Source organism: Candidatus Diapherotrites archaeon (assembly GCA_040755695.1).
In the GTDB taxonomy this organism is placed as follows: Archaea; Iainarchaeota; Iainarchaeia; order Iainarchaeales; family 1-14-0-10-31-34; genus JBFMAK01.
On sequence record JBFMAK010000001.1, the window covers coordinates 374,637 to 393,677 of the forward strand.

General features: G+C 37.7%; 22 protein-coding genes and 1 tRNA gene. 8 read left to right on the forward strand and 15 right to left on the reverse strand.

The genetic code is table 11. The features are described 5' to 3' along the window. Positions 1–6: 6 nt before the first annotated feature. Genes rpiA through AB1467_02195 form a run of 5 tightly spaced genes read right to left on the reverse strand, consistent with a single transcriptional unit; the run spans position 7 to position 4,516 of the window. A complete protein-coding gene (gene rpiA / locus AB1467_02175; GenBank protein ID MEW6295085.1) occupies positions 7–681 on the reverse strand; it encodes a ribose 5-phosphate isomerase A in 675 nt (224 codons plus the stop codon). A 6-nt stretch (positions 682–687) separates the two neighbouring features. Then, entirely contained in the window at positions 688–1,617 is a 930-nt protein-coding gene (locus tag AB1467_02180) for an ROK family protein (protein ID MEW6295086.1), read from the reverse strand. A gap of 46 nt (positions 1,618–1,663) precedes the next feature. After that, positions 1,664–2,884 carry a hypothetical protein gene (locus tag AB1467_02185; GenBank protein MEW6295087.1) on the reverse strand — a complete coding sequence of 407 codons (1,221 nt, stop codon included), beginning with the start codon at positions 2,882–2,884 and terminating at the stop codon, positions 1,664–1,666. 45 nt (positions 2,885–2,929) lie between these two features. Then, positions 2,930–3,775 (reverse strand): NAD(P)H-hydrate dehydratase, encoded by an 846-nt coding sequence (locus tag AB1467_02190; GenBank protein ID MEW6295088.1) that lies wholly within the window; start codon positions 3,773–3,775, stop codon positions 2,930–2,932. A gap of 48 nt (positions 3,776–3,823) precedes the next feature. Then, positions 3,824–4,516 carry a helix-turn-helix domain-containing protein gene (locus tag AB1467_02195; GenBank protein ID MEW6295089.1) on the reverse strand — a complete coding sequence of 231 codons (693 nt, stop codon included), beginning with the start codon at positions 4,514–4,516 and terminating at the stop codon, positions 3,824–3,826. A 286-nt stretch (positions 4,517–4,802) separates the two neighbouring features. Between AB1467_02195 and AB1467_02200 the strand changes: the two genes are divergently transcribed. The 4 genes from AB1467_02200 to AB1467_02215 all read left to right on the forward strand — a co-directional run bounded on the left by AB1467_02200 (position 4,803) and on the right by AB1467_02215 (position 7,987). Next, on the forward strand, positions 4,803–5,825 hold the full coding sequence (locus AB1467_02200; GenBank protein MEW6295090.1) for a radical SAM protein: 1,023 nt from the start codon (positions 4,803–4,805) through the stop codon (positions 5,823–5,825). Between the two features lie 84 nt (positions 5,826–5,909). Beyond that, the gene (locus AB1467_02205; GenBank protein MEW6295091.1) at positions 5,910–7,451 is read left to right on the forward strand and encodes a DUF4139 domain-containing protein; all 1,542 of its coding nucleotides are present in this window, start codon (positions 5,910–5,912) and stop codon (positions 7,449–7,451) included. A gap of 76 nt (positions 7,452–7,527) precedes the next feature. Then, on the forward strand, positions 7,528–7,764 hold the full coding sequence (locus AB1467_02210; protein MEW6295092.1) for a hypothetical protein: 237 nt from the start codon (positions 7,528–7,530) through the stop codon (positions 7,762–7,764). A 1-nt stretch (position 7,765) separates the two neighbouring features. Further along, positions 7,766–7,987, forward strand: coding sequence for a DUF2283 domain-containing protein (locus AB1467_02215; GenBank protein MEW6295093.1), 222 nt, complete (start codon positions 7,766–7,768; stop codon positions 7,985–7,987). On the opposite strand, the gene gatE is transcribed toward AB1467_02215, so the two are convergent. The 3 genes from gatE to AB1467_02230 all read right to left on the reverse strand — a co-directional run bounded on the left by gatE (position 7,988) and on the right by AB1467_02230 (position 10,623). Beyond that, positions 7,988–9,874: a Glu-tRNA(Gln) amidotransferase subunit GatE gene (gene gatE / locus AB1467_02220; protein MEW6295094.1), complete on the reverse strand. Its 1,887-nt coding sequence runs from the start codon at positions 9,872–9,874 to the stop codon at positions 7,988–7,990. It lies immediately after the preceding gene. 41 nt (positions 9,875–9,915) lie between these two features. Then, a complete protein-coding gene (cyaB, locus tag AB1467_02225) occupies positions 9,916–10,473 on the reverse strand; it encodes a class IV adenylate cyclase (protein MEW6295095.1) in 558 nt (185 codons plus the stop codon). A 63-nt stretch (positions 10,474–10,536) separates the two neighbouring features. Beyond that, a tRNA-Leu gene (locus tag AB1467_02230) sits at positions 10,537–10,623 on the reverse strand. Positions 10,624–10,815: 192 nt separating this feature from the next. On the opposite strand from AB1467_02230, the gene speB reads away from it, so the two are divergent. The 3 genes from speB (at position 10,816) to AB1467_02245 (ending at position 12,277) form a co-directional block, all read left to right on the forward strand. Next, positions 10,816–11,691, forward strand: a complete 876-nt coding sequence (gene speB, locus AB1467_02235; protein ID MEW6295096.1) for an agmatinase — start codon at positions 10,816–10,818, stop codon at positions 11,689–11,691. Positions 11,692–11,765: 74 nt separating this feature from the next. Further along, entirely contained in the window at positions 11,766–12,080 is a 315-nt protein-coding gene (locus tag AB1467_02240; protein ID MEW6295097.1) for a DUF4258 domain-containing protein, read from the forward strand. Further along, a complete protein-coding gene (locus AB1467_02245) occupies positions 12,062–12,277 on the forward strand; it encodes a DUF2283 domain-containing protein (GenBank protein MEW6295098.1) in 216 nt (71 codons plus the stop codon). Before AB1467_02240 ends, AB1467_02245 begins: the two co-directional genes overlap by 19 nt. On the opposite strand, the gene gatD is transcribed toward AB1467_02245, so the two are convergent. Genes gatD through AB1467_02270 form a run of 5 tightly spaced genes read right to left on the reverse strand, consistent with a single transcriptional unit; the run spans position 12,278 to position 16,894 of the window. Next, entirely contained in the window at positions 12,278–13,627 is a 1,350-nt protein-coding gene (gene gatD, locus AB1467_02250; protein ID MEW6295099.1) for a Glu-tRNA(Gln) amidotransferase subunit GatD, read from the reverse strand. It abuts the gene before it with no gap. Positions 13,628–13,669: 42 nt separating this feature from the next. After that, positions 13,670–14,395 (reverse strand): alanyl-tRNA editing protein, encoded by a 726-nt coding sequence (locus AB1467_02255; GenBank protein MEW6295100.1) that lies wholly within the window; start codon positions 14,393–14,395, stop codon positions 13,670–13,672. Positions 14,396–14,397: 2 nt separating this feature from the next. Further along, positions 14,398–14,655 carry a hypothetical protein gene (locus AB1467_02260; GenBank protein MEW6295101.1) on the reverse strand — a complete coding sequence of 86 codons (258 nt, stop codon included), beginning with the start codon at positions 14,653–14,655 and terminating at the stop codon, positions 14,398–14,400. Positions 14,656–14,660: 5 nt separating this feature from the next. Next, positions 14,661–15,005 (reverse strand): hypothetical protein, encoded by a 345-nt coding sequence (locus AB1467_02265; GenBank protein ID MEW6295102.1) that lies wholly within the window; start codon positions 15,003–15,005, stop codon positions 14,661–14,663. A gap of 26 nt (positions 15,006–15,031) precedes the next feature. Continuing rightward, on the reverse strand, positions 15,032–16,894 hold the full coding sequence (locus tag AB1467_02270) for an ATP-dependent DNA ligase (protein MEW6295103.1): 1,863 nt from the start codon (positions 16,892–16,894) through the stop codon (positions 15,032–15,034). 67 nt (positions 16,895–16,961) lie between these two features. Between AB1467_02270 and AB1467_02275 the strand changes: the two genes are divergently transcribed. Then, positions 16,962–17,684 carry a hypothetical protein gene (locus tag AB1467_02275; GenBank protein ID MEW6295104.1) on the forward strand — a complete coding sequence of 241 codons (723 nt, stop codon included), beginning with the start codon at positions 16,962–16,964 and terminating at the stop codon, positions 17,682–17,684. Here AB1467_02275 and AB1467_02280 read toward each other — a convergent pair. Together AB1467_02280 and AB1467_02285 are read right to left on the reverse strand one after the other, a co-directional pair. Continuing rightward, a complete protein-coding gene (locus AB1467_02280) occupies positions 17,681–18,418 on the reverse strand; it encodes an ATP-binding protein (GenBank protein ID MEW6295105.1) in 738 nt (245 codons plus the stop codon). The genes AB1467_02275 and AB1467_02280 overlap by 4 nt on opposite strands. 88 nt (positions 18,419–18,506) lie before the next feature. Next, a complete protein-coding gene (locus tag AB1467_02285) occupies positions 18,507–18,899 on the reverse strand; it encodes an AAA family ATPase (protein ID MEW6295106.1) in 393 nt (130 codons plus the stop codon). Positions 18,900–19,041 lie beyond the last annotated feature (142 nt).

Below are 19,041 nucleotides of genomic sequence, written 5' to 3' on the forward strand. Positions count from 1 at the left end.
TTTTTTTCACTTCAGTAATTTTGCTCTTTTGTCTGTGCCGATTATTACAGTGCATTTCTTGGAGAAGATGCCGTTGGCTTTTACTCCCAGAATTGAGTCTAATTGTTTTTCTGTTTTTGCAGGATTGCTTAAAGGCTTGTGGAATTTCAGGCGCATGATGTAATTCTTGTTCTCGCTTATCTTTGGAGAGCAGTTGTCTGTCGCCTGTTCCACTTCAGCGTCAAATTTAAGCAGTTCATCTAATACCTCATGCAATGCTTCAGGCTCAACCTCAAGCAATACTTCTTTATCCAATACTTTTGACACCTTGCTTTCGTCCACCATTATAATTAATTTTTCTGCCTTATAATCAACCTCTTTTTCTCTTAAAAAAGCAAAGCCGCCCATTCCTTTCAGCAGATTCTTTTTGCTGTCAACCTGGTCTGCGCCGTCAAATGCTGCATCGATCTTTTCCACTGAACTTAAAGGCACTACTTTCAGGCCAAATCCTTTTGCCATTGCGTCAATCTTGTTCGAGGTTACAACGCAGGTAAGGCCCAATTTCTCTTTCTTGTTTCTTTCTGCGAGGATTTTCACAAACCATTCTGCTGTACTTCCAGTGCCTAATCCTATTATCATGCCTTTCTTCACTGATTTCACTGCCTCTCTTGCTGAATTTTCTTTCTGTTTCTCTTTATCCATTTAAATTCACCTCTTTTCAAATACAATCAACCCTGCTCCAATCAGTCCTGCCTTGCCTCCAAATCTTGCCTTGAGCACTTTTGCTTTTTTTGCAGGGTTCCTGAATGCCCTTTTCTTCATTTCCTTTATTCCTTCCCTCACCAGAATTTTTGAGTTTGAAAGGCCTCCGCCTAATACTATTGCGTCAGGGTTCAGGGCATTGACAATGTTCGCTAACCCTATTCCCAAATACTGGCCTTCAATTTTCATTATTTCCATTGCGCTCCTGTCCCCTTTTCTTGCAGAGTCATCCACTTTTTTTGGGGTCAAAGGCCATAATTTCTTCATTAAAGTTTTCCTGTTTGAATTCAAAGCGAATTCCGCTCTCCTCATTATTGCTCTAATGCTTAAGTATTCCTCCCAGCAGCCAGAGTTCCCGCAAGGGCATTTAGGGCCATTAAAATTTATTACAGTGTGGCCTAATTCTCCTGCTGTTCCACTTGCCCCAGAATAAATTTTTTTGTTTAATATTATTCCCGAACCTATTCCAGTGCCTAAAGTGATGCCCACAACGAAATTGTATTTTCTTGCTGAACCTTTCATTGCTTCAGCGTAAGCCATCAGGTTAGCGTCATTTTCCAATACAGCCAGTTTCCTGAATTTTTTTTGGAGGAAGTTTTTCAGATTGAAGCCGTTCAGCGAGGGAAGGTGGGCGCTTTTAATTATTATGCCTTTCTTTTGGTTTATGCCCCCAGCAAAGCCTATTCCTATTCCTTCAATTTTCTTGTTTTTTGGCATTACAAGAGAAATGCATTGCACCAAGTTCTTCAGTACGGCATTCTTTCCTGCGCTTGCATTGGTTTCAGTTGAATTGAATGCAATGATTTTTTCATTCCTGTCTATTAATGCAGAGCGAATTGAACTGCCTCCTAAATCAACGCCTATTGAATAATTCATTTAAATTTTCCTCTTAAAATTTAAATATTTCAAGCTTTGCTTGAAATCATTTTTTTTGCTCCTTGAATTTTTTTCTGTACTCGAAGGAAATCCTCTTGCTTTCCTCTACTTGGGGCTGGTCAAAAGGGTTGACCTTGCGCAGGACAGCAGAATAGAACGCAAAGTACTGCAGTAAGGCAATTAATTCTCCTGCAGAGAATTCATTCACTGAATCAATTGATAGAATAACAGAGGGGATTCCATGCTTTGTTGCATCCTCTGAAGTGCCCTTGAACTCGAATTCTAATGACTTAAAGTAAGGCACTCCATTCAATTCCCCTATTGTTCCGTCTCTCAGCTTGATTTTCTTTAATTCTTCTGGCACTGAAACCCTGTTTTTTTCGTCTTCCTGCCTTTCAATTCTAATGAACAGGCCAGCAATATTTTTTCTGCCTCCAAAAAACCTTTGGTTTGTGTGATGCTGTGATTCTGGCGCCAGGTAACCAAAAACTGTCAGGCCTTTTCCTTCTTTTGCAAATGTTTCATGAATCAATTGAATGATTAAAGGCAGGAATGCTGTAATCCTTGCCGAATAAACTGGAATGAATAATTCAGTGAAGCCTTTCTGCTCTAATTCGTACAATGCTGCACTTAATTTCAGCGCGGGATTTCTTTCAATCGGAATCGAGGGAGAGCATTTATTGTACATTTCCCTTGCGCCCTCCAAGATTTTTTCTGCTTTGATTCCAAAAAGCATTGCAGGAATAAAAGCATAAGAGCTTGTTCCTGCAAACCTGTCGCATAACTTCGGGGCAGGAAAGAATGGAATCTTTTTTTTCCTTGCAATTTCAATTAATGCCCCTGTATCCGGGAGGGTGATAATTAATTTTTTGTATTCCTTGAAGTAAAGCATTATTTCTATTACTCCAATGTTCACGCCTGAACTGCTTATGACCAAGACAAGGGAGTCTTTTTTGCTGTACTTTGCTTTCACTTCGTTCAGGAAGTCTGGCTCCATTGTGCAGATTATCTCCAAATTCTTTTCTGTCCTGTCTTTTGCTAGGACCCCATAGAATGCCTTGAAGGAATTAATGCTGCCTCCATTTCCAACCAAAATTATGTTCTTGTATTTCATGAAAGGCTTTAATTTTTTTTCCAGTGCAGTGAAGTCTGTTTCCTGCGATGCAAAAGAAGGCTTTCCAAGCATTCTTATTTCAGCCAGTTTTTCCCTCAGATTGGAGAAATCCCTCTCTGTTACAGTCGAATGCTCAAGCCTTAATTCAATCATTCTCAAAAACCAGAAAATAAAAAGGGCGAAACAAAATAAAAGGCTTTACTTTTTGCCCTTCAATATTGCCGGGTAAGCTTCAATCAATTCTGATGCAATGAACGAATTTCCTTTTTCCTTGAATGCTGTTTCGCCTGCTTTTCCGTTCAGGAAGGCTGCAGCGCACGCTGAATCAAAGGAGGAATTCTTCTGTGCAGCAAATCCTGCGCATAGGCCTGCCAGTGTGTCTCCTGTTCCTGCCACTGCCATCCTTGGATTGCCTGTTGAATTCAGTTTCAATTGGGATGGAGAGGCAATGATGTCAATCCTTCCTTTGAGAAGAATAATGCAATTGAATTTTCTTGCTGTATCTTTCACCAGCTCAATCTTCTGCTCCAATTCTTTTGGTAATGCAGAACTAAAGCATAATTCAAATTCTTTTGAGTGGGGCGTGAGAAGAAATTCATTCAATTTCAGTCCAGAGCAGACCTTTATTGCGTCTGCGTCCAGAATCAAGGGCTTAGGGCATTCCTGAATGAATTCGCGGGCGAAATCCACTGCTTCTTCGTTTAATGTCAGGCCATTGCCTAAAAGCACTGCATCAGCCTGTTCTGTAAGTTCTAATGCTTTTTCTACTGCGCTTGAATCAAAGTAATTTCCCTTGAATTTAATTGATATAAGGTCAGGGCTCAAATTGTTGACTGCAAGAGCTGCCTTTTCAGGGGCAAAAATTCTTACTAGGTCGACCCCGCTCCTTAGAGCGCTCATTCCTGCAAGGTAAAGCGAGCCAGAATAATCAATTGAGCCCCCAATTATCAGCACTACACCATTCTCTCCCTTGTGCGCTTCAGGGTCTCTCCTTTTCAGGCACTTCCTTAAATCCAAGACTGAAACAAAAGAATTCTCTTTCATGCATAACAGGAAAGAGCAAAGTTTTTATAAGGAATTAGAAAAAATGAGTCAAATTTTTTTGTCATTGATTAATTCTATTATCATTTTAGGGAAAATTTTGCTTTCTGCTTTTCTTAGCCTTTCATGGAAAGTTCTCCTTGGAATGCCTGTTATTTCGGCCAGATCATTTAAGGTTGCTTTTTTGGGCCATTCGTAATAGCCGTGAGCCAATGCATGCTTTAATGCAGTCAATTGCTTTTCTGTAAGCTGTCCAGAATCTGTTTCTGTTTTTAATTTTTTTATTTTTAGAATCTTTACTTCTCCGAATTCTTCTAATTCGCTTAGCAATCTTTTCAGATTTTTTGGGTTAGTTGAAATGAGAGAATGAATTTCAAAACCTTCTGTTACCTCTACAGGTTTATCATAAATTGCTCCTTTTTTAAGCAACCGGTCATTAATAGAAGATAATGCATTAACCCTTATCAAGGCGAGATTTTCAAGACCTCTTCTATTAATGATTTCCACTTTATTTACATTTGGAAATCTTTTGAGGTAAGAAAAATAATTTTCTAATGCTGTCTTGCTTGGGCCATTGACTTTCCAGAATAATTGGTAATTAATCCTGTTCTTTTTTGCGCTTAAAACATTGATATTGCTTACCTGCTCTAATTTTATTTCAGGAAATTTTCTTGTTGTTTCACTGGCAAAGCAGTCCTGATGGAATACAGCAATATCTGCAAGCTTAAAATTTCCTTTTCCCATACAAATATCCTGTTTTTGTTATATATAATCCTTTTGGACATATGTCACTATTCTGCATTTCTATTACTTAAGTTGGAATTATTTAGGAGGAATAAAAAATGAAGGCTTTGTGTTTAGCTAAAGTAATTTTAGAAAAAAGATCAGTCAATGAAGTTGAAAATAGTGATGAAATATTGAGCAATATCGCCGATAGTCACTCACTTAGAGGAAAAAATGGGGCTCTACAGGAATCTTGCCTCGGTTTTTTTTAGTCGCCAATTAAAATTTTAATCAGTTGAAAATTGCAATGATTGAAAAGCTTGTTATAGGTTATCTGATAACAAATTATTCCTGCAACAATAAATGCGAGTGGTGTTATGCCGCTCCAGCTGGATTCAATAAAAAAGAAATGGATTTAACCACTGCAAAAAATTCTTTAAAATTGATGAAAAGCGTTGGAATTAATTTTGTTGGTCTGTGCGGTGGAGACTCAACTTTATACAGTCATTTATTTGAGGTGCTTCTTTACGCTAAAAAATTAGGGCAAAAAGTTAATATTTATACGAATGGAAGAAAACTGGCTGAAAATGAATTTGTTTTGAAATTAAAGGAAGCAGGAATAAACAGGGTTAATTTTTCAGTTCAGAGCTCTTCAGCTAAATTCCATGATGAAATGGTGCAAGTAAAAGGGGCTTTTAATGAAACGGTTAAAGGAATCGAAAACTGCTTTCAAGAGGGAATTCCTTTAACCGTCCAGACAGTTGTTTGTCATACAAAATTTAAGATTTATAAAGAAATAATGGATAAATTTTCTTATTCTGATCCTTGTTATGTTTTTTACAGGGAAATCCCGAAGGTAAACAAAAATTTGTTTAATGCAAAAGTGCTATCAAACAAAAAAACAGTTGAAATACTCAGGAAAATTGGAATATATGCAATTAAGAAAGATTACACTTTTGAACTGTTTTCGAGAATGCCTTTGTGCTGGTTTGATTCCAAAGATTTAGAATTATTTAAGGGAAAACTTTATGCCCATTGCCACATCCTATCTGGTCAAAATCTTGTAGTGGATGTTAATGGCAAAGTACTGCCCTGCCCTATATGGGTTGGTTGCCATTCAATGAATTTAATTAAAGGAAAAAAATTTACTTCAAAAAAAGAATTTTTAAGGCAGTGGAATGAAGGCTCACCAGTTAAACTCAGAAAAAAACTTCTGTACAAGCCATCAAACAATTGCATTGATTGCAAGTTTTGGGGCAAAGAATGCACTGCTGGCTGCCCATTAATTCCATTAGAATTGCCGGCAAAAAATCAGCAGCAAATTAACTGAAAATAATCGATGGTAAGCTTTTGCCCTTATCATAAGGTTATCTTTAAATAAATGAAGTATTTTCATATTAACGGTGAATTTAAAATGGACTTGAAATTTGCTTTAGGAATAATATTTGTACTGGTTGTCTTGGGTTTTGGGTTTTTTTATTTGGATAACCAGCCTTCAGAAACAGGAAAGGCGCCAAAAAGGATTGACATACCCAACGTGAACGTGAAGGATTACAGCTACAAGGTTTCATCCCAGAAGCCTGCTGCTGCTTTAGCCTCTTTTGCAGGAGAGGAAACCTCCTCTCAAAAAATAGGGACAGAGCTTACTATTTACAACCAGAACCTGGGCCTGGTGAAAGAAGTCAGAGAGCTTTTCCTGAAGAAGGGAGTGAATCTGGTTAACTACCAGGATGTAGCCTCAAAGATTGATTCAACTTCAGTCTTATTTTCTGATTTGAGCTATCCGAGCACTATGGTATTAGAGCAGAATTACAAGTACGATTTGGTCAGCAAAGAAAAACTGCTTGAAAAATACTTGGACAAAGAAATAGAAATTGAAGTTAACGACAAGGACGGAACAAAAAAATATTCAGGCACTCTTTTATCTTATAAAGATGGAATAATTATCCAGACAAAAGACGGGGTAATTTCGCTTGGCAGTGCGGACAAGATTTCTTTTCCAATCCTGCCAGAAGGTCTGATAACAAAGCCTACCCTTGTATGGAGCCTGTACTCAGAAAATGAAGGAAATAGGAACGTCCAGACAACTTATTTGAGCAATGGCTTCAACTGGAGGGCAGACTACATTGCAAAAGTGAACAATGACGACACTGCAATGGATTTCAAGGGCTGGGTGACAGCAACAAACGAGTCAGGAAGCTCTTATCCTAACGCTAAACTGAAATTGGTTGCAGGAGACATTCGCAGGGTTACAGCGCAGCCTTCTGTGGCGTATGAAACTTTGTACAAAACATTAGGGGCAGCACCGAGTGCAGAACAATTCATTGAAGAAGCCTTGTTTGAATATCATTTGTACACCCTTGACAGGACAACAGACTTAATGAACAACGAGTCAAAGCAGATTTCTCTTCTTGCCTCAGAGAATGTTCCAGTAAAAAAGGAATTCATTTTTGACGCAAGCAAAAGTAGTTATTGGTATTATGGAAGCAGCAACACCACAAAAGTTGAAGTGAAATTGGCTTTCAAGAACTCCACGGAGAGCGCTTTAGGTGTTCCATTACCTAAAGGAATTGTGAGGGTGTACAAGGAAGACTCTCAAGGGCAACTGCAGTTCTTGGGAGAGGATGAAATAGACCACACGCCAAAAGACGAGGAGAGGAGAGTCTTTGTGGGCTATGCCTTTGACATTACAGGGGAAAGAAAGCAGGTTTCATCAGAACAGGTTGCAAAGTGCTATGACAGGCAGGCATATGAAATTACCTTAAAGAACCACAAGGATTCAGAGGTTGAGGTAATTGTTCCAGAGCACATGCAGTCTTACTATAACTGGAATATAACCCAGAATTCAGATGACTTCATAAAAAAGGATTCAAGGACAATTGAATTCACAGTAAAGGTTCCGGCCAACGGAGAGAAAAAGATAACCTACACAGTAGAATACAAGAGCTACTGCTGAAAACTTTGTTGATTGACGTAGGAAAAGACTTTTAATTTTTTCCTTTTTTTTATTTTTGTTTAAGAGAGTTGGTTAATTGCTTATTGTTGAATCAAATCACTGGAAATTTAAGAAACAATTCAGGAAAGATATTGAAAATTATATGATTGAATATGCAATCATGAAATGCGGAGAATTTAGCAGAGATTCTGTCCATGAAAATGCATTAAATGCTATTTCAAGAATCCCTGAAACTGGAAAGACCTTAAAAGTAGTATTTAGGTGGATTGGCAAAGATAAGATTAAATTGATTACAGCGTATTACTTAGATTAGGATGAAGAAAATGAAAAAAATAACTTGGTACGACAAAGAGGAAGATGTAATTGGAATCCAGTTGAGCAATGAGCCTTACTGGAAGAGCATTGAACTGCCGAACTGCATTGTAATTGACATCTCAAAAAACGGAAAAATTATTGGGCTGGAGATAGCCAACGCAAAAAAGGTCTTTTCAGGCGAATCCAGAAAGGTTTTAACAGCAGTAGAAAAGGCGAATTGATCACTTCCTTTTCTCTAGTTCTTCTTTTAGGATTTTGTTGACTGCAGAGCCTGTTGCCCTGCCTTTGACTTGAATCATTATGTCTCCCATTAAAGCTGAAAGTACATTCACTCCGGGCGTCCTGATTAAGGCAGAATTTTTTTCAATTGAATTAATTACAATTTTTCTGAGTTCGTCTTCTGAAAGGCTGCCTAAGCTCATTGAAGAAATTATTTCATTTAATTTTTTTCCGGGCTTTCCTGCCCACTGCTTTACAACCTCAAGGAGCACATCTTTTGTAATTTTTCCTTCTTTCAGGGAAAACAGAATTTCCTCAATCATTTTCTCGCTTATTTTTTCTGTTTCAATTCCTTCCCTTTTCAATTGCACTAATCCTTCAAGCAGTAATACTGCTGTTTGAGTGGGGTCAGCACCTTTGTTGCATAATTCTTCAAAGAAGCGCGCGTAATTGCTTAGCTTCATTTTTTCTGCGAGCTGCGGGCTCAGCCTGTACTTGTTTATGTAAAGGATGAATCTTTGTTCTGCGCTTAAAGGCAGTTTCTTCTTCAATTCTTCCACTTCATTTCTTTCAATTTTTATTGTTGGAATGTCTGTTTCCGGATACATTCTTGCTGCTCCGGGCAGAGGCCTGGAGTATTCGCTGTTTCCTCCTGCGAGGGCATTGCGTGTTTCCTCTGGCACTCCCTTGAAGCAGTATTTTGCCCTTTCAATTACTGTTTTAAGGGCATCAAATGCTTTTTCTTTTTCTGCGCACACAAAGACAAATGCGTCCTTTTCCTCGCAATTCAGGAAATTCCTTATTTCATGCAGTTCCTTTTCTGTTATTCCATAAGAAGGCAGTTCATCCGAATGGATTATGCCTTTCAATTGAGTTCTTGCTTTCACGTAGTCTGATATTTCTGTTCCAAGCCTTCTTTCAGGCTGCACTTCTTTGCCTAAAAGGTCTGCAAATCCCTTTAATTTCACTGCTAAAATTTTCTGGTTTGCTTTTATTGTGTTCTGAATCAATTTTGAATTGGAGTGTTTCAGCAATTCATTCAATTCCCTTGGTTCAAGAAGAAGGTCTTCTTCCTTTGCTCCTTTTTCTTCCAATCCCTTTTTTATTTCGATTAACGCTAGCTGCCTTTCTATTTCCCTTTTCACGAATACATCAATCATTTCCAGTTCCTGCACTCCTTTGACTTCAATTCTTGCCCCTCCTTCAATTGAAATATTAACATCCTGCCTTATTGTGCCTAATCCTCTCTTCACTTTTCCTGTGCGCCTGAACAACTCGCCTATTGAAAGCGCAACCTCTTTTGTTTCCTCCGGAGAATGAATTTCAGGCGCAGTAGTCAATTCAATTAATGGAATTCCTAGCCTGTCAAGCCTGTAAACTGTTTTCTTTTCTGTCCTCTCAATCTGCCTTGCCGCATCCTCTTCAAGAATAATTGAATTGATTCCAATTTCCTTTGCTTTGGCTTTGAGTTTTCCTTCCAATGCAATCAATGCAGTCCTCTGGAATCCCGAGGTATTGCTTCCGTCAATCACCTGCTTTCTCATTACATGCACTTCATCCAGCACCTTTGATTCAGCCATCAAGGCAATCTCAATTACAGTCTTTAATGCTTTCTCGTTCATTGGCTGTATGGGCTCCTCGTCTGCTTCAATCAGGCAGTTTGAATCAGAATAGAATTCATACTCATAGAATTGGCCTTTCCGAAATGCCTCAAGGGCTGCAGCATCGTATTCCCCTAATTCAGAGGCAACAGGCCTTAATCTTCTTTCAATTATTACGTCTGCTTTTTCTTCCCGCATGAGCGAAGGGCACCTGCAGAACAGCTTTCCGGTATCTAATTGCTGGTGTACTTCCAGTCCTATCTTTATTCCTAATTTGCTGTAATCCATTCAAATCATTATAATGAGGAGTAAATAAAATTTTAATTTAATCACCTTTTCTCTAGGCTGAAGAGCAGTTCAATATAGTCTTCCCTTCTTTTGCCGAAGAACTCCCTTGCAATCTGAAGGTAATTCTTTGTAATTCCGTCTCTCAAACTCAAGCCTAATTTCTTTGCTGTCTCCTGAATGCCTTTCTGCTTTCCCTCGATTTCAAGGTAATAGCCTAAGAAAGGCAGTTTGTCTAACTCAATTCTTGTTTCGCGGAAAACAAATGACTCTCTTATCTTCTCGTATCTGTGCTTTACCTTGAATCCCATTGCTTCAAGCAATGCTTTCATTTCACTGAAATCCGAAACTTTGACTTCAATTTCTTTTCTCACCTTGAATTTCCTGCTGGCATTCCTTGAAGGAATTTTGAGTGTGAGCAGGTTGTATTCTCTTTTCCTCAGCCTTAAGAGAATTCCCCTTGCTTTTAGTGAATCTTTTTGGTCATCAAAAATAAACCCCTGCTCCAGCCTTTTTCCCACTCTCTTTGCTCTAATCCCTTTCAGTTTCTTTCTCATTTTTGCAGGGCTTCCTACCTTGAATTTTATTTCTGTTTCAAGCATTGCTATCCCAAAAAAATAATTGCAGTCTTTATTTTAAACTGATGTCTTATTTTTGACCGTTCGCGCTGGAGGCGGGATTTGAACCCGCGAGACCCACGACGGTCTTCTGGGTCTTAAGCCCAGCGTCTTAAAGCGCTCGACCACTCCAGCATTACGATAAGTTTAAATAAATTTTATCTTTATAATTTCTTACCACGACGGTCTATTGGGTTTTTAAGCAGGGTGAATTAATCCGCTCACCCTCTTTTTCTTTATCAGATTTTTTGTTTTGAACTAATTTTAAACTCTTTTGGAAGCATTTTGCCGGTGAAATAAAAAGCTTTTTCTCTTAAAAAATATAAGATGAAACTCAAGGAAGAGTGCTTTAATCTTTTAGGGCCTGAATTTGTTTTTTCTGGAGTGAATTTCCCTGAAGAGCAGGTTAAAGTAATAATTTACGGTGCCCCACTGGATGCCACAACCTGCGCAAAGCCGGGGGCAAGATATGGACCTAATTCAATCAGGGAGGTTTCAGCAGATTTAGGATCTTTTGTTTTAAGCAGGAAAATTGACTACTTCGAGAAAACAAAAACACACGACTTGGGAAACATTAGAGTAGAGCATGGCGACGTGCAGGAGACAATTGAAAGAATAGAGAAAATGAATAAGGCGGTAACTGAAAGAGGGAAAGTGCCTTTCATGCTTGGAGGCGAACACTCAATTTCTTTCGGCGCAGTAAAAGCCTTTGCTGAAGAAAAGCCTTTGATTGTGGTGTTTGACTCCCATCCTGATTTAATGGAGGACAAGAGGCTTCATCACGGCAGCTGGCTGAGGAAGGCGCTGCAATTCATCCCGAAAGAGAACGTAATAATACTAGGAATTTTAGGCCCTGCAAAATCAGACTGGCAGTTCATCCAAAAAAATAAAATAAAGTTTTTCACTGCAAGGGAAGTCAAAAGCAATTTAGAGAAAACAAAAAAGGAATTGGGTTCTTTCACTCAAGGGAAAAAATTTTATTTGAGCCTTGACATTGATGTGCTTGAAGCAGGGCTTGTTCCTGGAACAGGCTGCCTTGAGCCCGGAGGCCTCTCTTATTTTGAGCTCCTTAAATTGATTGAATCCATTGAAGGAAAAGCTGTTGGAATGGATTTAGTGGAAACTGCCCCTGACGCAGAACAGGTAACACAGAGGACAGCAGCAAAACTGTGCTATGAACTATTAGTGCAGGATTTCTTGTGAATTAATTTCGTTTTTTGTCGTTGAATTAAATTTTTAATTATTTGTTTTTCTCATCTTTTTAGAGAGTTGGTTGAATGTCTTATTACTTTGAAGTTATTTCTGTTTTAGGGAAGAGAATTTATACAACTGAATTCTACTGGCAATTGATTTCTAGGTTCAAACACCCGATAATTAAAGATTATGAAGAAGAAGTGAAAGAAACTTTAAGAAATGCAGACGAAATAAGACAAAGTAAAACTGACAGCTCAGTGCACTTGTATTATAAAAAGTTCGGCAAGTATTTTTTATGTGTACTAATAAAGAATTTAAATGATGAAGGATTCATTGTCACAGCTTATCTTTCAAACAATGTTAAAAAAGGAGAAATAATATGGAAAAAGAAATTTTAATGGTACTAGACAGAAAGGGGAATACCTTGGATGTATGGTTTGGAAAACCAAGAAAAGCAATATGCGATGAAGTAACTGAAGGATTCTTGATTAAAAAAGACATGAAAACAAATGAAGTAATCGGCTTTGAGAAAATGAATTTTGTTTTAAAAGGAAAAAAGCCAGAAATAAAACTATTGGTTAAATCAAAAAATTGATTAAAGCCCTTCAACATCAAATCCTTCGATGCTTGTGCAAGGAGTAATTTCTCCGCGCAAATTCTTTCCTATCAATTCTTTTGCTTCTTCTTTGGGATAATTGCCTAAAAGCCATGCCAGTTTGATGAAGGCTGTTTCTGGAGTCATATCTTCCCCTGGAAGAACGCCTGCTGCGAGAAGATCCTTTCCATTGCTGTACACACTCATTTGAATTCTCCCGTAAATTGTCTGCGATGCCATTACAACAACGCAGCCTTTGTTCACCAGCTTTTTTATTTCTTCAAGGATTTTTGAGTGCAGTTCAGTGCCCTCAGCCTTTGTTCCGATGGGGGCATGGCCTAATCCTGTTCCCTCAATGACAAGCCCTTTGTAGTTGTGTTTCTCATAGAATTCAAATTCTTCAGGGAACATGTTGGGGTGCACTTTAATTAATCCAACCTTTTCTTCCATTGAATCCCTTAATTTTAACTGCCTTCCTTCCTCCTTTTTCGTGAAGTTCTTTTCAATAAATTCAATTTTTCGTGTATTATAATCAATTGAAGCTATTGGCTTTACGTTAATGGGCTTGAATGCGTCCCTCCTCGAAGAATGCATTTTTCTTGCCTTGCATCCATTCAAAATCAAACAGCTTTTGTTGTCAGGCTTTTCGTGCATGCAAATGCCTACACCTGCATAATCGCTTTGGGCAATGAATTCTGCTGCGCAAACCAAATTCATTGCTGCATCAGAACTTCCACGGTCTGAACTTCTCTGTGCTCCAACAAGAATTATTGGAGCATTCAGGCCTTCAAGAATGAATGAAAGCGCAGCAGAAGTATAATGCAGGGTGTCAGTACCATGCCCTACTATTACCCCCTTTGCCCCATTCCTTAATTCTTCTTCTATTGCCCTTGCAATCTTCCTGTAATGAATAAAACGAATATCTTCAGAGAAAAGATTTGAAATAAATTTTGATTCAATGTTCGCAATTCTTGCCAGTTCAGGCACTTGCTCTAATAATTGCTCTGGCTCAATTGAAGCGCTTACAGCTCCTGTTCTATAATCAATCCTTGAGGCAATAGTGCCTCCTGTGTGAAGTATTGCAATCTTCGGCAGCATTGCATTGAATTCAACTCTCTTCTCCTCTTTCTTTTCTTTCACTATCTCAATTCTTGCTTCACCTTTCTTTTCAATCCTTGTAATCCTCTCTGTCTTTATTCCAATGTTATAACCATTCTTTAATTTCAGCACGAGAATTTGAGGGTTGTTGGATTCCATTATTGTCCCGGAGAACTCTTCGTCCTGGGTGGACACTTCAACTTCATCCAGTTCCGAGACATTGAACTTAGAGTACAATTCCTTCAAGTGCATTTCTTTCACTATATAAAAAACTTATGCAATTGTATAAAAAACTTATACGCTTGAGAGTTCGAAAGAAATTCTCTCTTTGTCTTTGCCTTTTGAGTCCTTGCCTAAAATTTTAATGAAACCTATTTCAACAGTATTTTTCACGTGTGTTCCAGCGCAAGGGCATTTATCGTAATCTTCAATTTCCACAACCCTGATGTCTTTCACGCTTTCAGGAAGCGAAGCAAAAAGCCTTCTTCTTTTTTCTTCCACCTCCTCTAAAACTTTCTCTCTTGTGCTCCAGTAAATCCTGATTTCCTTTTCTTGCCTTACTGCTTCATCAAATTTCTGCTTTAATTTTTCAAGCATTTCCTGCGAGAATTTGATTGGATGGAAGTCCATTCTCGAGACTTTCTCGTGAATCTGGTTGCCTGCAGTAGAAGCACCATAAAGGTCTAATATGATAGCTGAAAGCAAGTGCTGGGCTGAATGCATTCTCATCATTGAATGCCTTCTCTCCCAATCCAGAAATAATTTAACTTCAGCGCCTTTTTCTGGAAGCAAACCTTCAATGAAGTGCTTTATTCTTCCTGCCTCTTTTTTTGCTGCTTTCACTCTGGATTTAATTCTTTTGAATTCAATGGACCCTGAATCCGATTCCTGGCCTCCACCTTCTGGGTAGAAGATCGTTGCATCCAATTCAATCCATTTCTCTCCTGCATTCACTTCAATTACTTTTGCTTTTGCTTCTTTCAAATAAGAGTCTTCAAGGAACAATTGCTTTGTTGCCATGTTTACCTTCTTTTCCTTTTTTTTCCTACGAGCCCGCGCGTCTCCCACACTAATAGTTTTCTCAGGATGTATCCAATGCCTAGAACGAAAATAAGGATGAGTGCTGCCTGCCAGTAATTGCCTGCCCTGAAGAAGTAGTCCCTGAATTCGCCCAAGTAATTGCCGAAAGCCACTGAAGCATATACAACCAGAAAGAATGCCATCAGAAAGAAAAGCAATTTAATTGCAAAATTCAATTCCTTTAATAGAACGCTGCTCATTTTTCTCACACAATTCTTCTAAGCCTTAATTTGCGTTTTTTCGCTTTTGTGGAACCTTTTATATTTTTTGATCCGAGATGACCTTCCCATAGTGCCATGTCAGCCATATTAAAAGATTTTTTTGTAATTTCCCTTAATATTGTTTGATTTATTTTTAGTTGTTTTCCTTCGTTTCTGGCTGCACAGAAGTCATGGAAAAGCCACTTAAAAACTTGCTTTATTACCTTTTCTTTTTTTATAAGGCTTTTTTGAGTAAGTTCGTCGGCGTAACTTGTGATTTCTTTTAGATTAGGCTTTCCTAAACTATTAAGCCATATCTTGAATTCTTTTCTCATTTCTTTCGGGCTCATTTTAATTCCTCTTCATATTTAATAATTTAGAGTTCCTCCCTTATTTCTGTTGTTTGCACGTGCTTCTGTTGTTCGTACATTTTAATTATTTCTTTTTCTGTTGTGGCTTCCTCGGGCTTCCTGTCAACCCTAATCGAAATCATTCTCGGAAACCTCAAGGCGAAGCCTAATTCTTTTGTCTTGCCTGCAGTGTGAACAGGGCTTTTAGTAATCTCGTCTGCTCTCACTTCAATGACATACTTTGGTTCAACCCAGAAGTCTGGCTCCAGTTCAGAATTAACTCTCGCAGGCTTGTGCGAAGCCTTTATTTTGCTCAGTATTTTCTCTAATTCAATCATTTTTTCTTCTGTCATTCCTGTTCCAATCTTTGCAATGCTCTTGAACTCGTCTTTTTTGTCATCGTACACTGCAGTGAGCAATGCGCCTAGGCCGAATTGGGTTCTCTTTCCTCTTCCCTTGTAGTATCCAATAATTACTGCGTCCACTGTGTCGCTTAATTCCCCTTTATAGGAACGCTTTAGTTTAATCCAGGCGAATTTTCTTGCTCCAGCAATGTATTTTGCGTTCAGGTCTTTTGCTATGATGCCTTCAAGGCCTCTCTGCACGCATTCCTCGAAAAAGGCATTGATTTTTTTTGGGTCGTCTGTTACAATTGATTCTGTAAGCTCTATTGTTTCGCCTTTCTTTATTATTTCTTCCAACAGCTTTCTTCTTTCTTTGAATGGCTCGTTCATGAAATTCTTTCCGTTAAGCATCATTACATCGAACACGAAAAGTTTTAATGGGAACTCCTTTGCCTTCTCCCCTATCTCGTATTTTCTTTTCCTTTGGATTGTCACCTGGAACGGAAAGAATTCTCCTGTCTCCTCGTTTACTGCAAGGGCTTCACCTTCTATTACTGCGGCCTCTGCCTTCAACTGCTTTTTCACTCCTTCAACTATTTCAGGGAACATTTCTGTCATGTTCTCCTGCTGCCTTGAAAAAATAATTATTTTGTCTTTGTTTTTGTGCACAGCCAACCTAAATCCATCGTATTTTGCTTCTACAGCACATTTCCCTATTTTCTCCAAGATCTCTTCTGCTGAAGGCAGCCTTTCTGCTAAGGTCGGCCTTATTGGAATTCCAGGCTCAATTGAAATCTTCTCCAATCCACCTAACCCCTTTTCTTTTAGAATGCGTGCTATTTCGCCTAAATCAGAATAAATATTGTATTTCTCTTCTATCCTTTCTCTTAAGGCAACCTTTATTCTCCTGTTCAATTCTTCATTCCATTCCTTTTCCTTTATTTTTTTGTCTTTCATTTGGGCTTCAATCCTTTTCACTAATTCCTTTTCCTTTTTTCCTTCCTCCACCAAGCTCAAGGCAAAGGAATCCATTATTGTTGGATCGCCAATCCCAAGCCTTAAATTTTCCAAGGGAATTCGCGCAATGAATTTTGCTTCCAGTGGAAGAGCAGAATTCAATAGTTCTGCCATAAGCTTCAATTTGAGTTCCTGACTTCCTGGGCCTTCTGCTTTAGCAATTTTCAATAAATTATCAAAAACTTTTTTCACGCTCAATTTCTCTTGAAATAAAGAAGACTGCTTTTTCTTTGCAACAAGGGCTTCTGCCACAAGGCCCAGATCGCCTTTCTCTTTGAACTGCTTTTCTATTTCATGCCTTGTGTAGCCTGAAGCCTTTGCAAGGGCATCCATCAACAGTTTTTCTCCTAAACCTGCCTCAACCTTTGCATAATTAGGCCCAAGCTGGCCTTGAGAAAGATAGACAACATTCTTTATGTTCTCCGAGTCAGTTTTACTGAATAATTCTGCAAGCAGGTCAGTCATCTTCAAGCGCTCTGAAGCCCTTTCAATCTTGTCAAAGTATTCAGCCAGCAATTCAAAATGCATAATAAAATTACGCTTCTCTGATTTAAAACAGTTAGCTTTAAATTAAAGAAAAACCCTATTCTAATTTATGGCGAAAATAATTCTGGTCGTGAATGTTCATCCATCCGAAACAGCATTCACAGTGCCTTTGGCTACTTACTTAAAATCAAATCTAAAAAGAAGAGGGCACGAAGTAGAAATTATTGGGGTGCCGCCAAAAAAGACTATTTTGTATCAAGTGCAGGAAGCCGCAAAAGCAGGAACTAAAATTCCTTATCATTCCATGTTTGAACCTTCAGATGAATTTATTGTGAAGTTAGCGTCACAAAATCCTAAGTCATATATTTTTGACATTCATTGTGGCCCTCATTATTATTTAAACAGAAATAACAAAAAAATCAAAAGAGTATCAGCTGGCCTTTTAGATCCTAATAGTCCTGGTTATCCTCCTTTAAATAGGGACAAAAAAAATATTGAAATAACCCCTTACAGCTTTTATCCTCCAAATTATTTTTGTGTTGAGGCTATCGCCGTATTTAAAGAAGCTCCAGAAAAACTAAAAGCATTATTAAAAAGCATTAAGTGTCAGGGTTTGATATTTAAAGACCCCGAACTTTGGTTTGGAAAAATTGTAGACTTGAAAACTACCAGAAAAGCAGGCTATTTGTCTGACACAATTGTCAGAAAAGTTGCACACCAAATAGACAGTTTAGTTCAGACAAGAGAAGGAAGATACAGGAAAATTAATCTGAGATTAAGAAGACTGCGCGATAAAAGAAAAATTAAGCGCCAGAAAAAATTCAGAATTTAATTGTCTTTAAGAAGCCATTTCCACGCAGGCTTTACTGTTATTTTTTTGTTTTCTATTCTTAATTCATCTTCTTGGTCGTATGCCAGTATTAAGCCCTCCTTTAACTTGAATTTTTCCATTGCTTCCATTATTCCATTAATCTCTCTTTCTTTGTTGTCTTCATCAACTTTAAAGCACACCTGAATTGCCTTTGTAATTTTTTCTTTTTCTTTTACAAGGAAATTGCATTCGTTTTTTTCCTTAAAATAAAAAATATCATTATATTTTTTTCTTAATTGAATAAAAACCAAATTTTCAAGCATTCTTCCATTGTCTGCCGAGAAAGAAGCTGAATTAACAGTGGATAATCCATTGTCTATGGAGTAAACTTTTTTTGCACTGACTAATTGTTTTTTAAGTGAGTAATCAAATCTTGGAACTGTAAATAAAAGATAGCTGTCTTCAAAATAGGAAATAAATGAGATGGCAGTGTTTACTGAACCTAAGTTAAAGGTCTTTTTTAGGCTGTTGTAAGAAAATTCTTTGCCGACATTTGTAAGCAGGTATATAGCCATTTCCTTTACTGTTTTTAGGTTCTTTAATTTATATCTTACCATAATGTCTCTTGCAATTATATCATTCAATAATTCTTGCAATATTTCAGATTTGTCGTATTTGAGATATTCAGGAAAGCCTCCTTTAATGAGATAACCTTCAAAAGAACTTAAATCAGCTTTTTTGCCAGTAAACGTCAAGAATTCCTTAAAAGAAAATGGAAAAAGTTCACAACGCAAATGTCTCCCGGTAAGTCTTGTTCCCAATTCTTTGCTAAGAAGAGATGCATTAGAACCAGTAATGACAACATATTTTTTTTTTATCTAGAATTGCCCTTACAAAAAGCTCCCATTTACCAACATTTTGAATCTCATCAAAAAAATAATAATTACTTTTGCCGAATTCTTCCACAAAAACTTCATTAAGTTTTTGAAAATCTCTTACATCAAAATCAACAGTTCTAGGATCCTCAAAATTAAAATAATATGACTTCTTTATTTTTTTCATTAACTGCCTTAATAAAGTGCTTTTCCCGCATCTTCTGGCCCCAGACATGACTAACGCAAAGGAGGCCCTTAAATCTATTTGTTTGAGTTTTTCTCGTTCTATTCCATAATCACTTTTCAAAATCTCGGTATTCTGTGTTTTAACTATGCTTCTTAAGGTTTCTTTCAACATCATAATAATATATGTTCAATATCAGTATATAAATCTTTTCATTACTAATGAAAACTTATGTTCATTTTAAATGAACAACTTTGCCGCACGTAAAAAATTAGCTTTTTTGCCTTTTACAAACAGTTATGTTATTCCCAACAATTAC